The sequence below is a fragment of the Streptomyces sp. NPDC029139 genome, assembly GCF_055564335.1.
The window spans coordinates 125,885-150,960 of the sequence record NZ_JBVHWN010000004.1; the positions used below are offsets into that span (position 1 = coordinate 125,885).

The window sequence follows — 25,076 nt, forward strand, 5'->3', positions numbered from 1 at the left end:
AGGACGCCCAGGCACCCTGCCAGGTTCCGGGGCTGCTTCAACTGCCCCTGGCCATCACCGTTTACGTACCCATCACGTTCAAATCAACGCGCTATCAAACGACGCCAGTCGACCGCGAATGGTGCGCGGTGGGGGCAATTTTCGGCCAACTTGGCCTGCACTTCAACCCTTCTGCCAAACCCCACAGACACCACAACTCCCGTGGGGACAATGCTGGACATCGCTCCTCTTGTGCGTGTACATGTGGATGCATTGCTAGCGGCGCAGATTGACATGGGGGTTTGCGATGCTAAAGAGCGAAACGCACCGGTCGGAAAGCCGATCGACATGAGCGCCCCACACCTGCCGAAAGTGGCCGGAATCGATTCCACGGTTCCCGCACCCGCGCACACTGCGGCGCCCATCCCGTCCGTCATCCCCTCCGCCGCCGCCCTCCCGGGCATCCCCGGCTCGCTGATCCAGGACCGCCTGGCCGGCTGGGTCTCCGACCTCACCACCCTCCACGAACTCATCGAACGCCTGGTCACGACCGGTTCGCTCGACGAGGCACTGCACGAGGTGCTCCGCGCCGGCGCCTCCCTCGTCGGCGCCCGCCGCGGCATGGCCGTCCTCGAACCCGCCGACGGACTCGGACCGGCCTCCACCATCGGCCTCGGACTCGCCCACGCGGAACTCGGCACCATCGAGACCGTCCCGCGCAGCGCCACCTCCTACGGCCGCATCCTCGACGGCCTTCCCGAACCGGCCGGCCCCCGGCCCGTCCCCGGCCCGAGCACCGTCCCCGTCCCCGGTGCCGGTGCCGGCACGGTCCCCGGCCCGATCGCGGTCCCCGACCTCCTCGCCCAGGCCGGGCTCGACCCCCGCCACCGCGAGGTCGCCGCCCGGCTCGGCTACGCCGCCAGCTACACCCTCCCGCTCGCCACCGAGACCGCCGGCAGACTCGGCGCGGTCGTCTGGCTGTACGACGAGCCCGCCGAGCCCGCCGAACGCAGGCGCCATCTCGTCGGCCTCTACGGCCGGTACGCCACCGAACACCTCGCCCGGCTCCTCGAGCTGGAGCGCGCCCGCGCCCAGGTCGCCACCGTCGCCGAGGAGTTGCTGCCCAGCCGCCTCCCCCGCGTCCCCGGCGTCCAGCTCGCCGCCCGCCACCGCACCGGCCCCCGGGGCGGCGGCGACTGGTACGACGCGCTGCCGCTGCCCGAGGGCGCCCTCGGGCTCGCCGTCGGCTCCGTCTCCGGGACCGGCCCGAGCGCCCTCGCCGCCATGGGACGACTGCGCGCCTCCCTGCGGGCGTACGCGGTCATGGAGGGCGAGGACCCCGTCGCCGTCCTCTCCGACCTGGAACTGCTGCTCCGGCTGACCGAGCCCGCCCGTTCGGCCACCGCGCTCTTCGCCTACTCCGAGCCGAAGCAGCGCAAGCTCGTCCTGGCCGGAGCCGGGCACACCCCACCGCTGATCATCGGTGAGCAGCGCACCGAGTTCGTCGAGACCTCGCTGTCCGCGCCCCTCGGGATGCTCGCCTGCTGGGAGGCGCCGAGCGTCGAGATCGCCCCCGCGCCCGGAGAAACGGTGCTGCTCTACACGGACGGGCTGCTGCGCCGGACCGGCGACCCCATGGACCGGGCCTTCGCCCGGCTCCACGCCGCCGCCGCGAGCGTGCCGAGGGCGGACCGGGCGGATCCGGGCGCCATCGCCGACCACATCCTGCGGACCCTGCTGCCCGAGGGACTGGACACCGCCGCGGACGGAGAGGACGTGGTCCTGCTCGCGGCCCGCTTCGAGTGAGCCCGCTTCGAGTGAGCGCCATGTGACTCAGCGGTAATGGGTCTTCCGGCCCTGGGCCCCCTTCCGTACGACCGTACGATGGTGGGGGTTCAGTGTCGTACCAAGAGGAGGCAGACCCGTGGCCGAGGAGCTCACCCCGGAGACCCCGGAAGAAGCTGAAGAGCCGATCAAGCAGCGCAAGAACGGCCTGTACCAGGGCGTCTCCGACGAGCTCGCCGAGAACATGAAGTCCGGCTGGGCCGACACCGAGCTGCACGACCTGCGGCCGATCGCGCAGGCGGAGCACACCGCCGCGCGCCGTGCCGCCCTGTCCGCGCGTTTCCCCGGCGAGCGTCTCGTCATCCCCGCGGGCAACCTGAAGACCCGCTCCAACGACACCGAATACAGCTTCCGCGCCTCCACCGAGTACGCGTACCTCACCGGTGACCAGACCCACGACGGCGTCCTCGTCCTGGACCCGACGAAGAGCGGCCACCGGGCCACGATCTACCTGCTGCCCCGCTCCGACCGTGAGAACGGCGAGTTCTGGCTCGACGGCATGGGCGAGCTGTGGGTCGGCCGCCGCCACTCCCTCACCGAGGCGGAGCAGCTGCTCGGCATCCCGGCCAAGGACGTCCGCGAGCTGCCCGCGCGGCTGAAGGAGGCCACCGGCCCGGTCCGCGTCGTGCGCGGCCACGACGCCGGCATCGAGGCGGCCCTGACCGACAAGGTCACGGCCGAGCGCGACGAGGAACTGCGCGTCTACCTCTCCGAGGCCCGTCTCGTGAAGGACGCCTTCGAGATCGCCGAGCTCCAGAAGGCCTGCGACTCCACCGCCCGCGGCTTCGAGGACGTCGTCAAGGTCCTCGACAAGGCCGAGGCGACCAGCGAGCGCTACATCGAGGGCACCTTCTTCCTGCGCGCCCGCGTCGAGGGCAACGACGTCGGTTACGGCTCCATCTGCGCCGCCGGCCCGCACGCCACCACCCTGCACTGGGTGCGCAACGACGGCCCGGTCCGCTCCGGCGACCTGCTGCTGCTCGACGCCGGGGTGGAGACCACCGAGCTCTACACCGCCGACGTGACCCGCACCCTGCCGATCAACGGCCGGTACACCGAGCTCCAGCGCAAGATCTACGACGCCGTCTACGAGGCGCAGGAGGCGGGCATCGCCGCGGTGAAGCCGGGCGCCGCCTACCGCGACTTCCACGACGCCGCCCAGCGCGTGCTCGCCGAGAAGCTCGTCGAGTGGGGCCTCGTCGAGGGCCCGGTCGAGCGCGTCCTGGAGCTCGGCCTCCAGCGCCGCTGGACCCTTCACGGCACGGGTCACATGCTCGGCATGGACGTCCACGACTGCGCCGCCGCGCGCACCGAGGCGTACGTCGACACCACGCTCGAGCCGGGCATGTGCCTGACCGTCGAGCCGGGCCTGTACTTCCAGGCCGACGACCTGACCGTGCCGGAGGAGTACCGGGGCATCGGCGTCCGCATCGAGGACGACATCCTCGTCACGGAGGACGGCAACCGGAACCTCTCCGACTCGCTGCCGCGCCGTTCCGACGAGGTCGAGGCATGGATGGCCGGCCTGAAGGGCTGACCCGCGGACCCACCCGTGGAAGGCCCCCGCCGACACGATCGGCGGGGGCTTTCCCGTATCCCGGCGCGGGGCGCTTCTCGGGCCCATGTCGCACCAGATCTCGTTCGGGGGTCTCGTGCGATCTCGTACGGGATCTCGTTCGAGCTCGTACGGGATCTCGTTCGAGCTCGTACGGGCTCGTGCGGGCTCGTGCGGGCTCGTACGGGAGTTCAGGTCAGTGCGAGAGGCGCGTCCGTCCGCCACTTGACGATCTTGTCGAAGGAGACGAGCGCTCCGCCCCGGCCCGTACGGCCGAAATGGACGTGGTCGGCGAGCTCCGCGATCAACCGCAGCCCCCGGCCGCTCTCCGCGTCCGGGGCGGCGGGCAGCGGGGTGCCCGGGAAGCCCGGGCCCGCGTCCGCCACCTCGATCCGGCAGGTCTCGCCGTCCAGATAGGCGGTGACGCGGTACGCCTCCGACCCCACGCCGGAACCGGTGTCGCCACAGCCGCCGTGCTCGACGGCGTTGGCGCACGCCTCGGTCAGGGCGACCGACAGGTCGTACGACACGTCCGGATCGACGCCCGCGGTCTCCATCGTGCCCAGAAGAAGTCGCCTGGCGAGCGGCACGCTCGCAGCCTCGCGCCGGAGATGGAGAGACCACCAGATGCTCATGCTTCAGCCTCCTGGCTGCGGCTCGACATGCTGCGGCGCGACATACCGATACCTATTGCCCTCCGAAGGAGCCCGTAAGCCCAGGGGGAACGCAAGAGCGCTCGTTCGGCGGATGTCGGCACGCCGGAGGCCGGTGTATGTCCGGCCCGAAGGCGTCAAAGGGTGATCTTCCGGACCTGCCGTACGGCAGTTCCGGGCCTGGTGCGATGATGGGCCCGCCATGTCTGCCCCCGCGCTCGGACCACGCCTGCTGAGGGCCGCGGTGTTCACCGCGGTCTGCGTCGTGCTGTCCGGGCTTGGACACGCCCTCGCCGCCTGCGCGGGCATCGCGCCGTGGGCCGTGGTCGCCGGCTTCCTCGGGCTCTTCGGGATCACCGTGCTCCTCGCCGGGCGCGAGCGCTCGCTGCCCGTCATCGTCGGCACGTTGACCGGCGGGCAGCTCGCGCTGCACGTCCTGTTCGGCCTCGGGCAGCGACCCCTCACGGCCTCCGCCCTCGGCCCGGCCTCCGAGGACGCACTGATCCGGATGGCCGCCAAGCTCGTCTGCGGCGCGGGCGCCACGTCGCTCAGCCCCGCCGAGGCGACCCGGATCATCACCGACGCCGGTCTGGACCCGGCCGCCGCCGCACACGCGCACCCCACCCACGCCGCGCATCTGGCGACCGGGGCCGGGGGGAGCGCCGACCTGCTGCCCGACCTGCCCATGATGCTCGGCCACCTGCTGGCCGCGCTCGCCGCCGGCTGGCTGCTGCGCCGGGGCGACCTCGCCCTCGTCCGGCTCGTCCGGCTCTCCTCCCAAGGAGCGACCGAGCTCGCCGAAGGCGCCCTCGTCCGTTCCCTGCGCGCCGCACTGGCACTCGTACGCGCCCTGCTCTCCGGCCTGCCCGGGCTCCCGGCGGCCGGCCCGCGCCGCCCCGCCCGCACCGCGGCCGACGACACCCCGCCGCCCGACATGGCGGCACTCCAGCACACGGTCATCCGGCGCGGCCCGCCGGTCGCCGACTGCGTCCTCGCAGCCTGACGCGGACCGCTCACCGGGAGCGGGCCGCGATCGTCCGCGCGCGCCCCTCCGCGCGCCCGGCGTGCCTGCCTCGCACCTTCTCTCCCGAGCTGGAGTGTCTTCTGCCATGACCGTTTCCACTTCCGTCTCCCGTGTCGCCGTCTCCCGTACCGCCGTCTCCCGTGTCGCGGTCGCCGGTGGCATCGCCGTGTCCTCCGTCGCCCTGCTCTCCGGCACCGCCTTCGCGCACGTCAGCGTGCAGCCCCAGGGCGAGGCGGCGAAGGGCGGCTACGCGACCGTCAACGTCAAGGTCCCCAACGAGCGCGACAACGCCTCCACCGTCAAGGTCGAGATCAACTTCCCGACCGACCACCCGCTCGCGTCCGTGATGCCGCAGCCGGTACCGGGCTGGAAGGCCGAGGTCACCAAGGCGAAGCTCGCCAAGCCGCTGGAGCTGCACGGCAAGAAGATCAACGAGGCCGTCTCCAAGGTCACCTGGACCGCGGACGGCTCGAAGATCGGACCCGGCCAGTTCCAGCAGTTCCCGCTCTCGCTCGGCCGGCTGCCGGAGAACGCCGACCAGCTCGTCCTCAAGGCCATCCAGACGTACGACAACGACGAGGTCGTCCGCTGGATCGAGGAGCCGAAGGAAGGCGGGGACGAGCCGCAGAACCCCGCCCCCGTGCTGCGGCTCTCCGCGGCGACCGACGACCACCACGGCGCCGGCGCGAAGGCCGACGACAAGGCGGACGAGGCGGACGACAAGAAGTCGCACACCGAGGCCGCCGGCTCCCACGGCGACTCCGGCTCCGCCTCCGCCTCCAGTGACACCACCGCGCGCGTGCTCGGCGTCATCGGCATCCTCGTCGGCATCGCGGGCGTCGCCTTCGGTGTGCTCGCCGGCCGCCGCCGCTCGGCCTGAACCCCCTTCCGTAGAAAGAACGCCACTCATGTCAGCCCAGAAGTCGACCGACCCGAAGACCGATGAGCAGGCCCGGCCGAGCCGCCGCGCCCCTCTGATCGCCGCCTCCGCCGTGGTCGCCGCCGCCCTCGTGGTCACGGCCTTCGTCGGTCTCGGCGGAGGCGACTCCAAGGAGACCGGCGCCGGCAACGGACCGGTCGCCGAGGTCTCCGCCGACGACAGCACCAAGGCGGCGACGGTCCTCGACCGGCCGTTCACCAAGCCCGACCTCGTCCTCACGGACACCAAGGGCCGGCCGTTCGACCTGCGCGAGCGGACCAAGGGCAAGCCGACGCTGATCTACTTCGGCTACACCCACTGCCCCGACGTCTGCCCCCTGACGATGAGCAACATCGCCATCGCCAAGAAGCAGCTCCCCAAGGCGGACCAGGACAAGCTCCAGGTCGTCTTCGTCACCACCGATCCGGAGCGGGACACCCCGGCCGAACTGGCCAAGTGGCTGCCGGCCGCCGGTGACCCCTCCTTCACCGGTCTCACCGGTGACTTCTCCACGATCCAGGCGGGCGCCCGCCAGATCGGCATCGGCATCGACCCGCCGAAGAAGGAGAAGGACGGCTCGGTCGTCTCCATGCACGGAGCCCAGGTGATCGCGTTCTCGCCCGTCACCGACCAGGGCTACGTCCTGTACGGCGAGGACACCACCGTCGACGACTACGCCAAGGACCTGCCGAAGATCATCAAGGGGGAGAACCCGTGAACCGCCGCACCACCCGCACCACCCGTACCACCCGCACCATCCGTACCACCCGCACCACCCGCGCCCTCGCCGCCGCCCTCGCCCTCGTCTCCGGCACGGCGCTGGCCGGTTGCTCGTCCGACAGCGCGCCCGAACTCAAGGTCTCCGGCGCCTTCATGCCGCAGCCGGCGACGGACATGGCCGGCGGGTTCCTGACGATCACCAACGACGGCGACACCGCCGACAAGCTCACCTCCGTCACCAGCCCGCTCTCGGACGACGTGACGATCCACGAGACGAAGAACCAGAAGATGCAGGAGGTGAAGTCCTTCGACATCCCCGCCCACGGCGAGCTGAAGCTCGAACGCGGCGGCAACCACATCATGTTCATGAGTCTGAAGACCAAGCCGAAGCAGGGCGAGAACGTCAGCATCGAGCTGCACTTCGAGAAGGCCGACCCCCTCAAGGTCGAGCTTCCCGTCGAGGCCGCCACCCACAACCCGAAGCAGCACTGAGCTACGTGAGGGACTGACCACACTCATGCCAGCCACCGCCCCGCGCCTCGGAACCGCCCTGGCCCGGCTCCTGCTCGTCACGGCCGCGCTCCTCGGCACACTGCTCGCCGGCGCCGCGCCCGCGTCCGCGCATGCCGCGCTCACCGGCAGCGACCCGAAGGACGGGGCGGTGGTCGCCACCGCCCCCAAGGACGTCAACCTCACCTTCTCCGAACAGGTCGCCATGAGCGGCGACTCCATCCGGGTCCTCGACCCGGCGGGGAAGCGGGTCGACACCGGAGAGATCCGCGACCTGTGCAGCGGATCGATCGTCAAGTACGGGGTGGGGCTCCGCTCCGGCCTGCCGGAAGGCACCTACACCGTCGCCTGGCAGACCGTCTCCGCCGACAGCCACCCCATCGCCGGCGCCTTCACCTTCTCCATCGGCGCCCCGTCCCAGACCTCCGTCGCCCTGCCCGACCAGGAGGCCGGCGGCGGACTCGTCGGCACGCTGTACGGCATCGCCCGCTACCTCTCCTACGCCGGCTTCGTCGTCCTCGTCGGCGGCGGCGCCTTCGTCCTCGCCTGCTGGCCGCGCGGCGCCTCCGTGCGTCCCGTGCAGCGGCTCGTGGTCCGGGGCTGGCTGACGCTCACCGCGGCCACGCTGCTCATGCTGCTGCTGCGCAACCCGTACACCGGCTCCGGCGAACTCGCCGATGCCTTCGACCTCGGCGGACTGAAGTCCGTCCTGGAGACGAAGACCGGCGCCGCGCTGATCTCCCGGCTGATGCTCCTGGGGGCGGCCGCCCTCTTCGTCGCCGTGCTGTTCGGGGCGTACACGAAGCGGACCGACGAGAAGGAGAAGAAGGACCTCACCTTCGGACTCGCGATCGGCGGCACCGTGGTGGCCGCCGGCATCGCGGGCACCTGGGCACTCGCCGAACACGCCTCGACCGGCCTGCAGCCCGGCATCGCGATGCCCGTCGACATCCTGCACCTGCTGGCCGTGGCCGCCTGGCTGGGCGGCCTGACGGCGCTGCTCGTCGCGCTGTACCGGGCGCCCGACATCGAGCGGGCGGCGGTCGAACGCTTCTCGAAGGTCGCCTTCGGGTCCGTGGTCGTCCTCGCGGCGACCGGGCTCTACCAGTCCTGGCGGCAGGTCGGCTCCTGGTCGGCCCTGACCGGCACGGCGTACGGGCAGTTGCTGCTGGTCAAGGTCGGTCTCGTGGCCGTGCTCGTGGGTGTCGCCTGGATCTCCCGCCGATGGACCCGGCGACTCGCCGCACCGGCGCCGGACGGCTCCGACACCACCGACGCCAGCGAGGAGTCAGAGGAGTCCGGGGGGTCCGATGAGTCCGAGTCCGGGGAGGAGAGGGAGACCGAGAGCGGCACCGCCGGGGACCGCGCCGGGGACCGCGCCGGGGATCGCGCCGGGGATCGGAGCGTCGAGGAGGACGTCGACCCCGTACGGGCCGCCCAGCTCGCGCGGCAACGGGCCGCCGTCGCCACCGCCCGCAAGAAGCGCGACCGCGACGCCGACCCGGAACGCAGCGGTCTGCGCCGCTCGGTCCTCACCGAGGCCGTCGTCGCCGTCGCCCTGCTCGCCGTGACCACCGTCCTGACCTCGACCGAACCAGGTCGTACGGAGGAGGAGGCCGGGCGCTCCACGTCCGCGGCCGGCTCGGCCGCCGTGCCCGAGCGGCCCGTCGACATCCGGCTGCCCTTCGACACCGGGGGCGTGGACGGCAAGGGGACGGTACGGCTCAGCCTCGACCCGGGCCGCACCGGCGCCAACGCCCTGCACCTCTATGTCGACCGCCCCAACGGTCGCCCGCTGGACGTCCCCGAGATCAAGGTCGCCTTCACCCTGAAGGAGAAGAACGTCGGCCCCCTGCCCGTCCTTCCCGACCGGATCCAGACCGGGCACTGGAGCGCGACCGGCGTCCAGATCCCGATGGCCGGCGAATGGGAGATCCAGGTGACGGTCCGCACCTCCGACATCGACCAGACCACCATCGACAAGAACGTGAAGATCGGCTGACGCACGTGAGCGACGACGACAACCTTGAGATCTCCCGGCGACGGCTGCTCGGCACGGTGGGCGCGGCGGGCGCGGCCGGGATCGCGCTCGGTGCCGCCGGCGGAGCCGGGGTGTACGCGGCGGTCGCCGACTCCGGCGCCTCGGCCACCGAGGCGGAGGCGCTGACGACGGTCGGGGCGACGGAGGTGATGTTTCACGGGAAACATCAAGCGGGGATCACCACTCCGCTTCAGTCGCGCGGTCATCTGATCGCCTTCGACCTCGCCCCCGGAGCGGGCCGCAAGGAGGCCGCCGCTCTGCTGCGCCGCTGGTCGGCGACAGCCAAGGCGCTGATGGCGGGCGAGCCGTCGACCGACGACACCGGCATCGCCCTGGACGCGGGCCCTTCCTCCCTGACGGTCACCTTCGGCTTCGGCCACTCCTTCTTCGGCCGGACCGGTCTCACCGCGCGCCGCCCGGCGCAGCTCGATCCGCTGCCTTCCTTCTCCTCCGACGCGCTCGACCCGAAGAGGTCGGAGGGCGACCTCTGGGTACAGATCGGCGCGGACGACGCGCTCGTCGCCTTCCATGCTCTGCGCGCCCTGCAGAAGGACGCGGGCACGGCGGCGCGGGTCCGCTGGCAGATGAACGGCTTCAACCGGTCCGCCGGCGCCACCGCCACGCCGATGACCGCCCGGAACCTGATGGGCCAGGTGGACGGGACCGGCAACCCGAAGCCCACCGATCCCGACTTCGACCAGCGCGTCTTCGTCCCGGCGGGGGCCTCGGGCGCGCAGGAGTGGATGGCCGGCGGCTCGTACGCCGTCGTACGGCGGATCCGGATGCTCCTCGACGACTGGGACGAGCTCTCCCTGGCCAGGCAGGAGAAGGTCATCGGCCGACGGAAGTCGGACGGAGCCCCGCTCACCGGCGGGAGCGAGACGACCGAGCCCGATCTGCACAAGGTCGGACCGGACGGGAAGCTGGTCATCCCTGACAACGCCCACGCGCGCATCTCCGCCCCCGAACAGAACGGCGGAGCGGCGATGCTCCGCAGGCCCTTCTCCTTCCACGACGGCATCGGGCCGGACGGCACACCCGACGCGGGGCTGCTCTTCATCTGCTGGCAGGCCGACCCGCTCAAGGGCTTCGTGCCCGTGCAGCGCAAGCTCGACCGGGGCGACGCGCTGTCCGCCTTCATCCGTCACGAGGCCAGTGGCCTCTTCGCCGTGCCGGGTGGGGCCGCGGAGGGCGAGTACGTCGGCCAGCGGCTGCTGGAGTCCTGACCCCGGGCGGGAGTCGCGACCCCGGGCCGGAGTCCTGACCCCGGGCGGGAGTCCCGAGCCCGGTCCGGAGTCGCGACCCCGGCCCGAAATCGTGACCCGCGGCGGGCGACGGGTCGACGGCTCCCGCGCCTATTAGGGTGACCGTATGTCAGCCACCCGGTATACGTATCTCGGTCCCGAAGGCACCTTCACGGAGGCCGCGCTGCGTACGCTGCCCGAGGCCGCGACCCGGGAGCTCGTCCCGATGGTCTCCGTCCCGGCCGCGCTCGACGCCGTACGCAACGGAGAGGCCGCCGCCGCTCTCGTACCGATCGAGAACTCGGTGGAGGGCGGGGTCACCGCGACCCTGGACGAGCTGGCCTCCGGCGAGCCCCTGATGATCTACCGCGAGGTGGTCCTGCCGATCGCCTTCGCCCTGCTTGTCCGCCCGGGCACCGAACTGGCGGCGATCAAGACCGTCACCGGTCACCCGGTGGCCCAGCCGCAGGTCCGGAACTGGCTGCGGGCGCATCTGCCCGACGCCCGCTGGGAGTCGGCCGCCTCGAACGCGGACGGGGCCCGGCTCGTGCAGGAAGGCCGGTTCGACGCGGCCTTCGCCGGGGAGTTCGCGGCGGCGACCTACGGCCTGGAGGCCCTGGTCACGGAGATCCACGACGCGGAGAACGCCGAGACGCGGTTCGTCCTGGTGGGCCGGCCGGCGCGGCCGGCCGCGCCGACGGGTGCGGACAAGACCTCGGTCGTGCTGTGGCTGGGCGATGACCATCCGGGTGCCCTCCTCGAGCTGCTGCAGGAATTCGCGGTGCGTGGGGTCAACCTGATGCTGATCCAGTCCCGCCCGACGGGCGCCGGCATCGGCAACTACTGCTTCGCCGTGGACGCCGAGGGCCATATCTCCGACCGCCGGGTGGGCGAGGCCCTGATGGGGCTGAAGCGGATCTGCCCGAAGGTGCGGTTCCTCGGGTCGTACCCGCGGGCGGGCGTCGCGGTGAAGGATGTCCGGGCGCTGCGGCGCGGGACCTCGGACGCGGAGTTCATGGCGGCCTCCGATTGGCTGGCGAGGGCCCAGGACGGTCGGGCCTGATCCGATGGTGGCCTCTCGCCCGATACGGCGGGCGCGGTCGTCCACAGGTGTGAACCACTTGTCCTACCTGCATATTTTCCGCTTGATCTCATAGTTATCCACAGGCTGTTGCCGCGGCCTGGGGACAAGTCGATATCGCGCAGGGGCAAGGTCGACAAATCACCACGGTCGCCTCGCGTTCACCCACAGAGCCCAGGCGGGCCAGCCACGCCCGGCGTCACCCCTATTCTCTCGATCAACCCTTTAGAGCGAGCAATTTCCACTCGGAAGAGTGCGCGAGGCGGGTTTGATCACGGTTGCCCCAGGAATGGGTTCACGATCCACAGATCTTCCACACAGTCTGTGGAAAACTTTTCGCGGGCCGCGGGGTGCTGTGGAGAAGCCGGAGGAAGTCCCTTCATCCACACGGCGGTTCAGTCAAGCCGCGCACGCCGATCCGCCCCTTTTCGGGGGCTCGCAGCCGGTTTATTGACGAATGGGCCCCAGCAAATCTCAATACCGGCAATTAGGGCAAAGCGACACGCAAGGCTATATCCGGTTGAGGTGTCATGAGCCCGCACCGGTAGCCTGGTGGGGTGATTGACCTTCGCCTGCTCCGTGAGGACCCCGACCGTGTTCGCGCCTCCCAGCGCGCCCGTGGAGAGGACGTCGCCCTCGTCGACGCCCTGCTCTCCGCCGATGAGCGGCGCAGGTCGTCCGGCGTCCGCTTCGACGAACTCCGTTCCGAGCAGAAGGCGCTCGGCAAGCTGATCCCCAAGGCCACTCCCGAGGAGCGCGCCGAGCTCCTGCAGCGGGCCGAGCAGCTCAAGACCGACGTCAAGGCCGCCGAGGCCGAGCAGAACGAGGCCGACGAGACCGCCCGCGCCCTCCTGCTCCAGCTCGGGAACATCGTCCACACGGACGTCCCCGTCGGCGGTGAGGAGGACTTCGTCGTCCTCGAGACGCACGGCACCATCCGCGACTTCGCGGCCGAGGGCTTCGAGCCCAAGGACCACCTGGAGCTGGGCGAGGCACTGGGCGCCATCGACGTCGAGCGGGGCGCCAAGGTCTCCGGCTCGCGCTTCTACTACCTGACGGGCGTCGGCGCCCTCCTGGAGCTGGCCCTCGTCAACGCGGCGATCGCGCAGGCGACCGAGGCCGGGTTCATCCCGATGCTGACGCCCGCGCTGGTCCGCCCGCGCGCCATGGAGGGCACCGGCTTCCTCGGCCAGGCCGCGGAGAACGTGTACCACCTGGAGAAGGACGACTACTACCTCGTCGGTACGTCGGAGGTGCCGCTCGCCGCGTACCACATGGACGAGATCATCGACGCGGACAAGCTCCCGCTGCGCTACGCCGGCTTCTCGCCGTGCTTCCGCCGCGAGGCCGGCACGTACGGCAAGGACACCCGGGGCATCTTCCGGGTCCACCAGTTCGACAAGGTCGAGATGTTCTCGTACGTCGCTCCGGAGGACGCCGAGAACGAGCACAAGCGGCTCCTCGACTGGGAGAAGCAGTGGCTGACCAGCCTGGAGCTGCCCTTCCAGGTCATCGACGTGGCCACCGGCGACCTGGGCGCGTCCGCCTCGCGCAAGTTCGACTGCGAGGCGTGGATCCCGACCCAGGGCAAGTACCGCGAGCTCACCTCGGCGTCGAACTGCGACGGCTTCCAGGCGCGCCGCCTGTCCGTGCGGATGCGGGACGAACGAAACGGCAAGAAGGTCGTGCAGCCGCTGGCGACGCTGAACGGCACCCTGTGCGCCGTGCCGCGCACCATCGTGGCGATCCTGGAGAACCACCAGCTGGCGGACGGCTCGGTGCGTGTGCCGGAGGCGCTGCGGCCGTACCTGGGCGGCCGCGAGGTCCTGGAGCCGATCTCCAAGTGAGCCCGTCTTCGTTCCCGTACAGGCTCGTCGCGACGGACCTCGACGGCACGCTGCTGCGGTCCGACGAGTCGGTCTCGGAACGTACGCGTGACGCCCTCGCCGCCGTGGTGGCGGCGGGGGCCGCGCACATCGTCGTCACCGGCCGCTCCGTGCCGTGGACCCGCCACATCCTCGAGGACCTCGGCTACGAGGGGCTCGCGGTGTGCGGTCAAGGCGCGCAGGTCTACCACGCCGGTGAGCGAAGGCTCCTGACGTCGGTGACCCTGGACCGGCAGCTGGCCGGTCTGGCGCTGTCGAAGATCGAGGCCGAGGTCGGGCCGCTGGCCCTGGCCGCCAGCCGCGACGGCCTGGACGGCGAGGTGCTGGTCAGCTCCGACTACCGGCTCCAGGAGGGACCACTGCCGGTGGTTCTCTTCGAGGACCCGACGGAGCTGTGGTCCGCCCCGCTGAACAAGCTCTACATCCAGCACCCCACCCTGTCGGACGACGAACTGGCGAGTGCCGCCCGGCAGACGGTCGGCAGCCTGGTGGACGTGGTCATGGCCGGCGCGGGGATCGTGGAGATCCTTCCGCTGGGTCTGACCAAGGCCACCGGTCTGTCGCTCGCCGCGCGCCGGCTGGGTGCGAAGGCGGCGGACACGATCGCCTTCGGCGACATGCCGAACGACATCCCGATGTTCGGCTGGGCGGCACGGGGCGTGGCGATGGCGAACGCGCACGAGGCCCTGAAGGCGGTCGCGGACGAGGTGACGGCCTCGAACGAGGAGGACGGCATCGCCGTCGCCCTGGAGCGTCTGCTCGCGCGATAGCCCTGTAAGGGAGCGGAGCTGGGGGTACGCGCGGTACGGGCCACCGGCTCCACGAGCGCCATGGGCGTCACGGGCGTGGTGCCACGGGCGCTACAGGCGCCACAGGCGCCACATGCGGAGGATGCGCGGATCGAACGCGCGCGGGGATGACCCCGACCAGGGCTTAGCAAGCCCGTGCCTTACCACTCGGCCAATCCTCCGGGTGGGCGGCCCGCGCGAAGGTGCCGCGCGCTCGAAGCGGCCGCCCCGGCGGCGCTAGGGGGCGCCGCCCTGCAGGGAGCTCGACGGACTCGAACTCCGGCTCGAACTGGTGTCGGTCATCGTCGCGCTCCTCCCCGGTCTCCTGGCGGGCGTCCCCCGCACGACCACTGTGCGCCCGCGCCTCGTCCCGTCGCCACCGAATTACCGGCCCGCGAAGCCGCGGACATGCGAACCGGGTGACGAACACGCCCACGACCTGATCGGCCGGGACGGTTCGTCACCCGGTGCACCACCTGGGGTTCCCTCGGCGCTCTCCGCGCCCGTCACCCCTCGGGGAAGAGCCCTCAGAAATTGATCATGTGCCCGGCAAGGCCGTGGATCGCTTCCTTGACGGCCTCGCCCAGCGTCGGGTGCGCGTGGACGTTCCGCGCGACCTCGTGGACCGTCAGGTCCCACTGCTGCGCCAGCGTCAGCTCGGGCAGCAACTCGGTGACGTCGGGGCCGATCAGGTGGGCGCCGATGATCTCGCCGTACTTCGCATCGCTGATGATCTTGACGAAGCCGGTCGAGTCGCCGAGGCCGTGCGCCTTGCCGTTCGCCGTGAAGGGGAACTTGGCGACCTTGACGTCGAAGCCCTTCTCCCGCGCCTGCGCCTCCGTCCAGCCGAAGCTGGCGATCTGCGGCTGGCAGTAGGTGGCGCGCGGGATCATCGGGTAGTCCAGCTCCATGGTCTCGGCGTCACCGATGGTCTCGGCGGCGACGACACCCATGGACTCGGCGGTGTGCGCGAGCATCAGCTTCGCGGTCACGTCACCGATGGCGTAGATGTGCGGCACGTTGGTGCGGCAGTGGCCGTCGACCTCGATCGCGCCGCGCTCGGTCAGTGCCACGCCGGTGTTCTCCAGGCCGTAGCCGGAGACGTTCGGGGCGAAGCCGATGGCCTGCAGGACCTTGTCGGCCTCCAGAACCTTCTGCGCGCCGTCCTTGCCGGTGACGGTGACGCGGACCTGCGGACCGGACTCGTCGATCGACTCGACGCGGGTCGAGGTCAGGACGTCGATGCCGAGCTTGCGGTACTGCTTGGCCAGCTCCTTGGAGACGTCCGCGTCCTCCAGCGGCGCGATCCGGTCCAGGAACTCGACGATCGTGACCTTCACGCCGTAGTTGTGCAGCACGTACGCGAACTCGATGCCGATCGCGCCGGCCCCCGCGATGACGACCGACTGCGGCACGTCATCGGCGAGGATCTGCTCCTCGTACGTCACGACGCGCTCGCTGCGGGCCGTGCCGGGCAGCAGACGCGGGGTGGCACCGGTGGCGATGATGCAGTGGTCGAACGTGATCGTCTGCGAGGAACCGTCGGCCGCGGCCACCTGCAGGGTGTTCGCGTCGACGAAGGTGCCGCGCCCGTCGAACTCGGTGATCCCGTTCTTCTTCATCAGGAAGTGGACGCCCTTGACGCGGCCGTCCGCCACCGTGCGGCTGCGGCGGAACGCCTCGCCGTAGTCGAAGGAGACCGTGCCGTCGACCTTGATGCCGAAGGTCTTCGCCTCGTGCTGGAAGATGTGGGCGAGTTCGGCGTTGCGCAGCAGCGCCTTGGTGGGGATGCAGCCGACGTTCAGGCAGACACCGCCCCAGTACTTCTCTTCGACGACCGCGACCCGCTTGCCCAGCTGGGCGGCGCGGATGGCGGCGACGTAGCCGCCGGGGCCAGCTCCGAGTACGACGACGTCGAAGCGGTCTGACATGACTGACTCCCGAAGGTGGTGAGGGTGTTCGTGTCCGCGTACGGGCCCACAGTAGTCCGGTGCCCCTCGCCCGGTCAGTTGTAGGATGACTGGGCAACTGGGCGAATATCTCTTCCTGGAGTGGTGATGGCGCTGAAGGCGGCGGGGCGTACCTCGTTGGTGGACACCGTGGTGCAGCAGTTGCGCGAGCAGCTCGCGGAGGGCGAGTGGCAGGTCGGGGACCGCATCCCGACCGAACACGAACTCGCCGAGCAGCTGGGCGTGGGGCGCAACACGGTCCGCGAGGCCGTACGGGTGCTGGTCCACGCCGGTCTCCTGGAGTCCCGTCAGGGCAACGGCACCTTTGTCAGGTCGACCGCCGACCCGGCCGCCGTGCTGCGCGGAGTGCGCCATGCGGGCGCCCGGGACGTCATGGAGCTGCGGATGGCCCTGGAGACGGAGGCGGCGCGCCTCGCGGCGGTACGGCGGGACGCCCACGACCTGGTGCGGTTGCGGGCGGTGCTGACGGCCCTCCGCGAGGAGGGCGACCGGGACGCGGACGCGGACATGGCCTTCCACCTCGCCGTCGTGGAGGCCACGCACAACACGGCCTTCATCGAGGTGTACCGCTTCTTCTCCACACAGGTGCACGAGGTGCTGGTGGAGGCGCTCGGCGACCGGGAGATGCCGCCGGTCGACATCGACGCGCACGAGGCGCTGGTCACGGCGATCGAGGCGGCGGACGCGGAGAGCGCGGAAGCCGGGGCCCGGGAGCTGCTGCGGGTACCGATGGAGACGATCACCGCGCTGACGAGCGGGGCGGGGGACGAGGCGGTCGGCGAGGCGCGGCCGAGCGCGGTGGGGACGGGCGTGGTGGGGACGGGCGAGGACCTGTGAGGACCGAGTCCCAGGCGCCGCCGGTCCTCGACGCGGAGGCCGGTGTCGTCCGCCCGTCCCGATCGGCCGCCGGGCGAAGGGGGTCGCTCGCCCACCCCGCCCTGCTGATGGCCGGGATCGTGCTGGCCTCGCTCAACATGCGAGCCGCGCTCGCGAGTGTGTCACCGCTGGTGGGCGAGATCGCGGCGGCCTTCGGCCTCTCGTCGACGGGCAGTTCGCTGGTGACGTCGGTGCCCGTGCTCTTCCTGGGCCTCGGCGCGCTGGTGGCTCCCTGGCTCGGGCGCCGCTTCGGCGCCGAACCGGTACTGCTCGCGGCACTCGTCCTGCTCGGCGCCGGCATCCTCGTACGCGTCCTGCCCTCGGTGTACGCGCTGTACGGCGGCGGCGTCCTGGTCGGTACGGCGATCGCCCTGCTCAACGTCCTGATGCCGGGCCTGATCAAGCGGGACTTCCCCGACCGGGCCGCGTCGATGACCTCGCTCTACACGGGCGCGATGATCGCGGGCGCGACGGTGGTGGCCGCGGCCTCGGTGCCGCTGGAGGAGGCCCTCGGCGGCGGCTGGGAGGCGTCCCTGGGGTTCTGGTCGCTGCTCGCGGCGCTCGCCGCGCTGGCCTGGCTGCCGCAGGTCATGGTCGCCAGAGGCCGTACGGGACATGAGGTACGGGCCGTCACCGCGGCGCCCGCCACAAGCGTCTGGCGCTCGGCGCTCGCCTGGCAGGTCACGCTCTTCATGGGACTGCAGTCGCTCTGGTCGTACGTCCTGATCGCCTGGATGCCCACGATCTTCACCGACCATGGGATGAGCCGCTCGACGGCCGGCGTGATCTTCGCCTTCAACAACCTGATCCAGGTGGCGGGCGCGTTCGCGGTGCCGCTGCTCGCGGGCCGGATGCGGACGCAGCGCCCGCTGGTCGTCCTCGTCACCACCTTGGTCGCGGCGGGCTACGCGGGGCTGATGACCGCCCCGGTGCAGGGGGCCTGGCTCTGGGCGGCGCTGCTCGGCGTGGGCCAGGGCGGGGCGGTGGGCCTCGCCCTGACCCTGATCGTGCTGCGGTCGGGCGACGCGCTCACCGCCTCGCGGCTCTCCGGCATGGCCCAGACCGTCGGCTATCTGCTCGCCGCGGCCGGACCGCTGGCCGCCGGCGCGGTCCACCAGGCGACCGGCTCCTGGACGGTGCCGATCGCGCTGGTGCTGGGCGCCTGCGCGGCCGCCCTGGCCGTCGGCCTGCTGGCGGCCAGGGACACCAAGGTCTAAGCTTTCCGGCTCAGAGCCGGGGCCCATGGGCCAGGGCCGGGGCCGAGGACCTGGGGCCAAGGGGCGAGGGCCCGGGGGCCGGGGCGCCCCCGCCCCGCCGGGCGCCCCGCCCCGCCCGCTGTTACTCCTCGCCCGCCAGCTTCAGCGTCCGCAGCTTCTGGCCCGCGTACCAGGTCGCCAGGACCGTCACACCGACCAGCAGCGCCACCGCCGTCGACAGGCCGACGTCCGAGGTGACCAGGCCCTCGCCGCTGACCTTCTGGGCCACCGCGAGCGCCCACTGCTGCACGCTGAGGGTCTTCGCCCCGGAGATCAGGGAGCCGAACAGCGCCTCCCAGACCAGCGCGTAGACCAGCCCGATGACCACCGCGTGGCGGCTGACGGTGCCGAGCAGCAGGAAGAGCGCGCTGTACGCGATGGAGGCCACCAGCGCCGCGACGGTGTACGCCACCGCCACCTGCTGGCCGTTGCCGTTGAGGATCAGACCGGCGAGGAAGGTCGGGACCGCCGAGAAGACCATGGTCACGGCGATCGCGACGATCAGCTTGGTGAAGATGATCGTGGGGCGCTTCACCGGCTTGGACAGCAGATAGACGATCGAACCGTCGTCGATCTCCGGGCCGATCGCGCCCGTTCCGGCGATGACGCCGATCAGCGGGACCATCGTGGCGAGCGCGAAACCGCCCAGGACGTCGGCGGCGATCTGGTCGTCCGCGCCGTTGAACGCCCGTACCGCGGCGGCGATCACGAGCAGAAGGGCGGGCAGCGCGAAGAGGATCAGCGCCCGCCGGCGGCCGAGCAGGGCCCGGTAGGTGAGCCGGGCGACTGTGGGGTTGTACATCGGTCAGGCTCCTTTCAGGCCGCTACGAGATACGAGAAGACCGATTCGAGGGACTCGTCCGACGGCGAGACCGTCAGCAGCCGAATCCCCTGTTCCCGGGCGACCCGGGGCAGCAGTTCCGTGAACCGCCCGAAGTCGACCGCCTGGATGCGCAGGGCGCCTTCGGCGAGGTCGACCTCGATGCCGGCCGTGGACGGGTCGGCGATGAGCGCGGCCGCGAGCGCCCGGTCGTCGCTGGACCGTACGAGATAGCGGTGCGGCCGGTCCGTCATGAGCCGGCGGATCTTGCGGAAGTCACCGGAGGCGGCATGGCGCCCGGCCACGATCACCTCGATGTGCGAGGCGAGCTGCTCGACCTCCTCCAGGATGTGCGAGGAGAACAGGACCGTGCGGCCCGCCGAGCCCATCCGGCGCAGCAGGTCCATCAGTTGCATGCGCTGGCGCGGGTCCATGCCGTTGAACGGCTCGTCGAGCAGCAGCACGGACGGGTCATGGACGAGGGCCGAGGCCATCTTCACGCGCTGCCGCATGCCCTTGCTGTACGTGGCGATCTTGCGGTCCTGCGCGTACTCCATCTCGACCGTGGCGAGCGCGCGTTGGGCCTCCGTGGCCCCCAGCCCGTGCAACTCGGCGTTGGCGACGACGAACTCGCGCCCGGTGAGGAAGTCGTACATCGCCTCCCGCTCGGGGACGACCCCGATCTGCCGGTAGACGGACTCGTTGCGCCAGATCGCCTCGCCGTCGAGGGTGACCGTGCCGGTGGAGGGGGCGAGGAAGCCGCCCATCATGTTGATGAGGGTCGACTTCCCGGCGCCGTTGGGGCCGAGGAGGCCGGTGACGCCCGGGCCGACGGTCATGGTGACGTCGTTGACGGCGACGACGTTGCCGAACCACCGCGAGGCGTGGTCGATGGAAAGTGTGCTCATGGGCGCGGCCCATCCTTTGGCAGGGTGGTGGTGGGCGACGGAAGGATGATCACAGCCCCACCTTTCGGTAGCGGCGCATCAGGACTCCGTACGAGCCGGCGATCAGCGCGAGGACGACCAGCAGGTACACCACGCCGACTCCGGCGCCCGGGCCCACGCCCTCGCCGCCGGGGAAGGAGGTGGAGGCGCCGAGGAAGGCGCTCTGCACCCCGCCGATGAGCGTGACCGGCGAGAACAGGCCGATCCACTGGATGGCGTCGAGGTTGTCCGTGCCGTAGGCGATGCCCTGGAGCGTGGAGACCGCACCGTAGGAGATCACCATGGTGGCGATGACGGCGGCGACGCCGAAGCCACGCCGCGGGGTGAGCGCGGCCATGACCAGGCCGATGCCGCCGAACAGCAGCGACAGCAGCGCCACGGAGACGAGCCCCTGGCCGAACCCCTTGGCCTGATCGGCGAAGTCCAGCTTCGCCAGCAGCGAGCCGACGAAGAGGATCACCAGCGGCGCGGCGGTGAGGATGAAGAGCGCCGAGGCCATCGCGCCGAGCTTGGCGAGGACGTAGTCGATCCGCTCGATCGGCCGCGAGAAGTACAGCGGCACCGTCCTGAACCGCAGGTCGCGGGAGACGGACTGAGGGGCCTGGGCGGCGAGGAAGATGCAGATCACCAGCTGCAGCAGGATCGCGTAGGCCGTGTAGTCGACCGGCAGTTTCGTCGCCTTGGTGACGACCGTGACCGCCACGATGATCAGCGCCGGAACGCACATCACGGCGAAGAGGATCATCGGCAGCACCTTGGACTTGGCGCTGCGGCCCAGTCCGTACGCACCGCGCAGCGACTGCGAGAACAGCGCGCGGCGCGCGTACGCGCGGCCGAGGCGCGGCCCGTCGTAGCTGCGGTAGCCGATGTTGTGGATCTGGGTGGTCTCGGGGGCCTGGGAGCTCATCGCGCCGGCACCTCCTCCTGCTTCTGGGCGTCGGGGCGGAAGACCTCGGCGATGTGGTGGCGCCGCTGTTCCATCCGTACGAGACCGAGGCCGAGGTCGGCGACGGTGTCCCGCACGAGGTCGTACGTCTCCTCGCCGGCGGCCTCCAGGAGGAGGACGTGACCGGCGCCCGGCAGCCCGTCCTCCACACCCTCGTGGAGGGTGACGCCCGCCGCGGCGAGCGCGGCACGCAGGGCGTGGGCACCGTCGGGGTGGGTGTCGGAGTCGGTGACCTCGACCGCGAGGGTCGTGGTGGTCTGCGTGAAGTCGCTGGTGGAGCTGGAGCGCAGCAGCCGGCCGCCGTCGATGACGACGACGTGGTCGCAGGTGCGCTCGAGCTCTCCGAGGAGGTGGGAGGTGACGAGGACCGAGATGCCGAAGTCCGTCCAGACCCGGCGGATGAGGCCGAGCATCTCGTCGCGGCCCACCGGGTCGAGGCCGTTGGTGGGCTCGTCGAGGAGGACCAGCTGCGGGTCGTGGACCAGGGCCTGGGCCAGCTTCACCCGCTGTTTCATACCGGTCGAGTAGCCGCCGATGGGGCGGTAGCGCTCCTCGTACAGACCGACGTGGCGCAGGGTGTCGGCCGTCCGTTCCCGGGCGGCGGTGGCGGGCATGCCCGACATCCGCGCCATGTGGACGACGAACTCGGTGGCCGAGACGTCCGGCGGGAGGCAGTCGTGCTCGGGCATGTACCCCACGCGCTCACGGATCTGGGCGCCGGAGGTGGCGACGTCCAGGCCGAGCACCTCGGCGCGGCCTTCCGTGGCGGGGGACAGACCGAGCAGGATTTTGATCATCGTGGACTTACCGGCTCCGTTGGCACCCACAAGTCCGGTCACACCGGGCCCGATGTCCAGGGAGAGCCGGTCGAGAGCGGTCACCCGGGGGAACCGCATGCTGAGGCTTTCGGTGGCGATCACAGTCACGGTTCGACGGTAGTGGCGCACACCACAGCAGTCGTCAGCCCAACGGCTCGTTCCGTATCCGACTCCAGGTGTACGAACCCGTAGGGGAGCCGAGACCAAAGTCTTTTTCCACAGGTTCGCGCCGCGGCTTCTCCACAGGCTCGCGCACGCCCCTTGACGCAGCCGCCGGGCATTGTCACATTCATCAGTGTCAGGTTACTAACACGTAGCGCACGCAAGGCATCACACCGGACGGGCGGGTGGCATGACCTCAGCAGTGGCAAGCGAAGTGACCGCGGAACTGCGGGGATTCAGGGAGGTTCAGCGCCTCTCCTACGAGTGCGCGGAAGCTGTCGCGGCCCAGCTCAGGCCGGGTGTGACCGAGCGCGAGGCCGCGAAGATGCAGCGCGACTGGCTGTACGAGCGGGGCGTGCGGGACTGGTTCCACCGGCCCTTCGCCTGGTTCGGCGACCGCACGGCCTTCGTCGACTTCAAGATCCCGCTGCAGTTCTTTCCCACGAACCGGCGCCTGGAGGCGGGGATGCCGTTCATCCTCGACATGGCTCCCGTGCACAAGGGCTACACCTCGGACATCGGCTACTCCGGCTGCCTGGGCCTCAACCCGGTGCACGACAGGCTGCTCGCCGATCTGAAGGCGCACCGCGAGCTGATCCTGAGCGAGGTGCGCGAGCGCCGCCCCCTGCGGGAGATCTACGCGAGCGTGGACCGGCTCATGGTCCGCCAGGGGTACGCCAACCGGCACCGCGCCTATCCGTTCGGCGTGATCGCGCACAAGATCGACCGGGTGAAGGAGCGCCGCTGGTCGCCGACGCTCTTCGGCTTCGGCACCCAGTCGCTGAAGGGGCTCGCGAGCGACGCGATCCACGGCCACCGCGACGGCTGGTCGCCGCTCTGGTCCCCGTACAAGTTCTCCGACCACCCGCCCCGGCCGGGGCTGTGGGCGGTCGAACCGCACCTCGGTTTCCGGGGCACGGGCGCGAAGTTCGAGGAGATCCTCGTCGTCACCGACTCGCGGGACCCCGAGCAGAGCGCGTTCTGGCTGGACGACGACCTGCCGCACGTGCGGCGCTGGAACGAGTCCTCGTGAGCGACGCACACGAGGCCGCCGGGCCGCGGGCCGCGGCGGCCGCCGCGTCTCCGCGCGTCGGGTCCGGAGACGAGGGCACCGCCCGGGCGACTGCTCCGGGGGAGAACACGGACGAAGGGGCTGGTGTGATGGCCGGGCTGAAGGGCGCGCGGGAGCGCTGGATCCGTACGGGCGGGATCGAGCTGTGCGTCGCCGAAATGGGTGACGCGAGCCGGCCGACGGTACTGCTCGTGCACGGGTATCCGGACTCCAAGGAGGTCTGGTCGGAGGTCGCGCACCGGCTGGCCGAGCGGTTCCACGTGGTGCTGTACGACGTCCGGGGCCACGGACGGTCCATGGCGCCGGCCCCGCTGCGGGGCGGGTTCACCCTGGAGAAGCTGACGGACGACTTCCTGGCGGTCGCCGACGCGGTCAGCCCGGACCGGCCCGTCCACCTGGTCGGGCACGACTGGGGTTCGGTGCAGTCCTGGGAGTTCGTGACCGTCCCGCGCACCGAGGGCCGCATCGCCTCCTTCACCTCGATGTCGGGCCCCTCGCTGGACCACTTCGGACACTGGATCAAGCGGCGGATGGCCCGGCCCACCCCGCGCCGGGTCGGTCAGCTCCTCGGCCAGGGCGCCAAGTCCTGGTACGTGTACATGCTGCACACCCCGGTCCTGCCCGAGCTGGCCTGGCGCGGCCCGCTCGGCAAGCAGTGGCCGAAGCTGCTCCAGCGGATCGAGAAGATCCCCGCGGGCGACTATCCGACGCCGTCCCTGCCCGACGACGCGGCGCACGGCGCCTGGCTCTACCGGGACAACGTCCGCGCACGACTGAGCCGTCCGCGCGCCGACGCGTACGCCCACGCGCCGGTCCAGCTGATCACGCCGACCGGTGACGCCTTCCTCTCGGAGCGGCTCTACGACGACCTGGCCACGTGGGTGCCGGACCTGACCCGGCGCTCCCTGCCCGCCAAGCACTGGGTGCCCCGGACCCGCCCCGACCAGCTCGCCGCCTGGATCACCGAGTTCGTGGACAGGAACGAGGACCCGGCGGTGAAGGCGCCTGCGCCGGCGGCGAAGAGCCCGGCGAAGCCGGAGTACGCCGAGCGGTTCGGTGGTCAGCTGGTGCTGGTGACCGGCGCCGCGAGCGGCATCGGGCGGGCCACCGCCTTCGCCTTCGCCGAGGCGGGCGCGCGGATCGTCGCCGTCGACCGGGACGCCGAGGGGGCGTCGCGCACGGCGGAGATGTCACGGCTGATCGGTGCGCCTGAGGCGTGGGGGGAGACCGTCGACGTCAGTGACGAGCAGGCCATGGAGAAGCTCGCCGTGAAGGTGGCGAGCGAGTACGGCATCGTCGACGTCCTGGTCAACAACGCCGGCATCGGGCTGTCCGGCTCGTTCTTCGAGACCACCACCGAGGACTGGAAGAAGGTCCTGGACGTCAATCTCTGGGGTGTCATCCACGGCTGCCGGATCTTCGGCGGTCAGATGGCCGAGCGCGGCCAGGGCGGGCACATCGTCAACACCGCCTCCGCCGCAGCCTTCCAGCCCTCCCGGGCCCTGCCCGCGTACGGCACCTCGAAGGCGGCCGTGCTCATGCTGAGCGAGTGCCTGCGCGCCGAGCTGGCCGGCCAGGGCATCGGCGTCTCGGCGATCTGCCCCGGCATCGTGAACACCAACATCACCGCGACGGCCCGGTTCGCCGGACTCGGCGAGGAGGAGCAGAAGCGGCGCCAGAAGGAGGCCTCTCGCCTCTACGGTCTGCGCAACTATCCGCCGGAGAGGGTCGCGGACGCCATCCTGCGTGCGGTCGTGCGCAACCAGGCCGTCGTCCCCGTGACTCCGGAGGCGCGCGGTGCCCACTTCCTGTCCCGCTTCGCCCCCAGGGCGCTGCGGGCGATAGCCCGGTGGGAGCCGCCGGCGTGAGTGCCAAGAAGCAGCCGGACTTCGGGCGGCCGTACGATCCCTCCCGTGCCTCCAGGGGCACGGGGGCGCGGGCGGAGGGCGCGCGGTCGGTCGCGC

The 25,076-nt window shown here is 71.2% G+C and carries 21 protein-coding genes and 1 tRNA gene; 15 read left to right on the forward strand and 7 right to left on the reverse strand.

All coding sequences use genetic code 11. The annotated features are described in order from the left end of the window. Positions 1 to 210 precede the first annotated feature (210 nt). Together ACZ4VW_RS11620 and ACZ4VW_RS11625 are read left to right on the forward strand one after the other, a co-directional pair. On the forward strand, positions 211 to 1,785 hold the full coding sequence (locus ACZ4VW_RS11620; RefSeq protein ID WP_467961852.1) for a PP2C family protein-serine/threonine phosphatase: 1,575 nt from the start codon (positions 211 to 213) through the stop codon (positions 1,783 to 1,785). 118 nt (positions 1,786 to 1,903) lie between these two features. After that, positions 1,904 to 3,361, forward strand: a complete 1,458-nt coding sequence (locus ACZ4VW_RS11625) for an aminopeptidase P family protein (RefSeq protein ID WP_467961034.1) — start codon at positions 1,904 to 1,906, stop codon at positions 3,359 to 3,361. Between the two features lie 209 nt (positions 3,362 to 3,570). Here the strand turns inward: ACZ4VW_RS11625 and ACZ4VW_RS11630 are convergent, their stop codons facing one another. After that, positions 3,571 to 4,014 carry an ATP-binding protein gene (locus ACZ4VW_RS11630; protein WP_467961036.1) on the reverse strand — a complete coding sequence of 148 codons (444 nt, stop codon included), beginning with the start codon at positions 4,012 to 4,014 and terminating at the stop codon, positions 3,571 to 3,573. Between the two features lie 220 nt (positions 4,015 to 4,234). Here ACZ4VW_RS11630 and ACZ4VW_RS11635 point away from each other — a divergent pair, with 220 nt between their 5' ends. The 9 genes from ACZ4VW_RS11635 (at position 4,235) to ACZ4VW_RS11675 (ending at position 14,227) form a co-directional block, all read left to right on the forward strand. Continuing rightward, positions 4,235 to 5,035, forward strand: coding sequence for a hypothetical protein (locus ACZ4VW_RS11635; RefSeq protein WP_467961038.1), 801 nt, complete (start codon positions 4,235 to 4,237; stop codon positions 5,033 to 5,035). Positions 5,036 to 5,141: 106 nt separating this feature from the next. Continuing rightward, positions 5,142 to 5,936: a YcnI family copper-binding membrane protein gene (locus ACZ4VW_RS11640; protein WP_467961040.1), complete on the forward strand. Its 795-nt coding sequence runs from the start codon at positions 5,142 to 5,144 to the stop codon at positions 5,934 to 5,936. Between the two features lie 28 nt (positions 5,937 to 5,964). Then, positions 5,965 to 6,693 carry an SCO family protein gene (locus ACZ4VW_RS11645; RefSeq protein WP_467961042.1) on the forward strand — a complete coding sequence of 243 codons (729 nt, stop codon included), beginning with the start codon at positions 5,965 to 5,967 and terminating at the stop codon, positions 6,691 to 6,693. A 38-nt stretch (positions 6,694 to 6,731) separates the two neighbouring features. Further along, positions 6,732 to 7,187, forward strand: coding sequence for a copper chaperone PCu(A)C (locus ACZ4VW_RS11650; protein WP_467961854.1), 456 nt, complete (start codon positions 6,732 to 6,734; stop codon positions 7,185 to 7,187). 25 nt (positions 7,188 to 7,212) lie between these two features. Further along, complete coding sequence (locus ACZ4VW_RS11655) at positions 7,213 to 9,207, forward strand: copper resistance CopC/CopD family protein (RefSeq protein WP_467961044.1); 1,995 nt, start codon at positions 7,213 to 7,215, stop codon at positions 9,205 to 9,207. A 5-nt stretch (positions 9,208 to 9,212) separates the two neighbouring features. Continuing rightward, complete coding sequence (gene efeB, locus ACZ4VW_RS11660) at positions 9,213 to 10,472, forward strand: iron uptake transporter deferrochelatase/peroxidase subunit (RefSeq protein WP_467961046.1); 1,260 nt, start codon at positions 9,213 to 9,215, stop codon at positions 10,470 to 10,472. Between the two features lie 145 nt (positions 10,473 to 10,617). Beyond that, positions 10,618 to 11,553: a prephenate dehydratase gene (pheA, locus tag ACZ4VW_RS11665; RefSeq protein WP_467961048.1), complete on the forward strand. Its 936-nt coding sequence runs from the start codon at positions 10,618 to 10,620 to the stop codon at positions 11,551 to 11,553. A gap of 575 nt (positions 11,554 to 12,128) precedes the next feature. After that, positions 12,129 to 13,418 carry a serine--tRNA ligase gene (gene serS, locus ACZ4VW_RS11670; RefSeq protein WP_467961050.1) on the forward strand — a complete coding sequence of 430 codons (1,290 nt, stop codon included), beginning with the start codon at positions 12,129 to 12,131 and terminating at the stop codon, positions 13,416 to 13,418. Further along, positions 13,415 to 14,227 (forward strand): HAD family hydrolase, encoded by an 813-nt coding sequence (locus ACZ4VW_RS11675; RefSeq protein WP_467961052.1) that lies wholly within the window; start codon positions 13,415 to 13,417, stop codon positions 14,225 to 14,227. Before serS ends, ACZ4VW_RS11675 begins: the two co-directional genes overlap by 4 nt. A gap of 115 nt (positions 14,228 to 14,342) precedes the next feature. Here the strand turns inward: ACZ4VW_RS11675 and ACZ4VW_RS11680 are convergent. Next, positions 14,343 to 14,427, reverse strand: a tRNA-Ser gene (locus ACZ4VW_RS11680). A gap of 345 nt (positions 14,428 to 14,772) precedes the next feature. Continuing rightward, positions 14,773 to 16,176 carry a dihydrolipoyl dehydrogenase gene (gene lpdA / locus ACZ4VW_RS11685; RefSeq protein WP_467961053.1) on the reverse strand — a complete coding sequence of 468 codons (1,404 nt, stop codon included), beginning with the start codon at positions 16,174 to 16,176 and terminating at the stop codon, positions 14,773 to 14,775. 126 nt (positions 16,177 to 16,302) lie between these two features. On the opposite strand from lpdA, the gene ACZ4VW_RS11690 reads away from it, so the two are divergent. Then, a complete protein-coding gene (locus tag ACZ4VW_RS11690; protein WP_467961055.1) occupies positions 16,303 to 17,052 on the forward strand; it encodes a FadR/GntR family transcriptional regulator in 750 nt (249 codons plus the stop codon). Continuing rightward, on the forward strand, positions 17,049 to 18,308 hold the full coding sequence (locus tag ACZ4VW_RS11695) for a CynX/NimT family MFS transporter (protein WP_467961057.1): 1,260 nt from the start codon (positions 17,049 to 17,051) through the stop codon (positions 18,306 to 18,308). Before ACZ4VW_RS11690 ends, ACZ4VW_RS11695 begins: the two co-directional genes overlap by 4 nt. Positions 18,309 to 18,429: 121 nt before the next feature. Here the strand turns inward: ACZ4VW_RS11695 and ACZ4VW_RS11700 are convergent, their stop codons facing one another. The 4 genes from ACZ4VW_RS11700 to ACZ4VW_RS11715 are packed head-to-tail and all read right to left on the reverse strand — an operon-like array spanning position 18,430 to position 21,980. Further along, positions 18,430 to 19,149 carry an ABC transporter permease gene (locus ACZ4VW_RS11700; protein WP_467961059.1) on the reverse strand — a complete coding sequence of 240 codons (720 nt, stop codon included), beginning with the start codon at positions 19,147 to 19,149 and terminating at the stop codon, positions 18,430 to 18,432. A gap of 14 nt (positions 19,150 to 19,163) precedes the next feature. Further along, positions 19,164 to 20,075, reverse strand: coding sequence for an ABC transporter ATP-binding protein (locus tag ACZ4VW_RS11705; protein ID WP_467961060.1), 912 nt, complete (start codon positions 20,073 to 20,075; stop codon positions 19,164 to 19,166). A gap of 49 nt (positions 20,076 to 20,124) precedes the next feature. After that, the gene (locus ACZ4VW_RS11710) at positions 20,125 to 21,021 is read right to left on the reverse strand and encodes an ABC transporter permease (protein ID WP_467961062.1); all 897 of its coding nucleotides are present in this window, start codon (positions 21,019 to 21,021) and stop codon (positions 20,125 to 20,127) included. Further along, positions 21,018 to 21,980, reverse strand: a complete 963-nt coding sequence (locus tag ACZ4VW_RS11715) for an ABC transporter ATP-binding protein (protein WP_467961856.1) — start codon at positions 21,978 to 21,980, stop codon at positions 21,018 to 21,020. The genes ACZ4VW_RS11710 and ACZ4VW_RS11715 overlap by 4 nt, the downstream gene beginning before the upstream one ends. 250 nt (positions 21,981 to 22,230) lie before the next feature. Between ACZ4VW_RS11715 and ACZ4VW_RS11720 the strand changes: the two genes are divergently transcribed. Further along, a complete protein-coding gene (locus ACZ4VW_RS11720; RefSeq protein WP_467961063.1) occupies positions 22,231 to 23,073 on the forward strand; it encodes a M24 family metallopeptidase in 843 nt (280 codons plus the stop codon). 128 nt (positions 23,074 to 23,201) lie between these two features. Then, complete coding sequence (locus ACZ4VW_RS11725) at positions 23,202 to 24,980, forward strand: SDR family oxidoreductase (protein WP_467961858.1); 1,779 nt, start codon at positions 23,202 to 23,204, stop codon at positions 24,978 to 24,980. Positions 24,981 to 25,076 lie beyond the last annotated feature (96 nt).